The organism is Cellulomonas citrea, from assembly GCF_009829685.1.
GTDB lineage: Bacteria > Actinomycetota > Actinomycetes > Actinomycetales > Cellulomonadaceae > Cellulomonas > Cellulomonas citrea.
This window is the reverse complement of sequence record NZ_VWSD01000420.1, coordinates 1-507: the sequence shown is the minus strand read 5'-3', so window position 1 is coordinate 507 and position 507 is coordinate 1. Positions and strand designations below refer to the sequence as shown.

General features: G+C 62.9%; 1 protein-coding gene. It reads left to right on the top strand.

Features of this window, described 5'->3' with window-relative positions:
• Nucleotides 1–173, top strand: a 173-nt coding sequence (locus tag F2B26_RS17050; RefSeq protein ID WP_201292841.1) for a transposase, incomplete at its 5' end; no start/stop codon positions are given.
• Nucleotides 174–507: the final 334 nt, after the last annotated feature.

Genomic DNA, 507 nt, shown 5'->3' with positions numbered 1-507 from the left:
AGGCCACCTCTCTGGCCACTGCCGAGTTCGCAACGCTGCGCCTGCGGCTGCTCAAGGTCGCCGCCCGCGTCATCGAGACCGCCTCGCGCATCCGTGTCGCCTTCGCGTCAGCATGCCCCGACGCCGGCGTGTTCAAAGCCATCGCCACCAGTCTCCGGCCAGCGCCGACATAGCCAGCGCGGCTGTGCCGCACAAAGCCCGAGCCATCGCCCATCAACCTCGAAAAGCCATCGGTTTTGCTGCGGCGAAAAACGCCGCCGAAACCGCGCGCCCGGATCACGCGGCCACCGACACATCAAACCCGGCACGCCCCAGTGCAGCGGGCTCATGAATAAGCCGGGCTAATGCGAGAGTCCTGATGCTTGCTCGGGCCACCGCGACGATCTTGATGCGCGATCACGATCGTTACTAGACCTTGTTGAAGTCGGGCGGATGTTATAAAACCTCGGATGCCATGGATAAGTCTCCGAGGAAATATAACACATCTGAGACCCAAGGGGAGCGGGC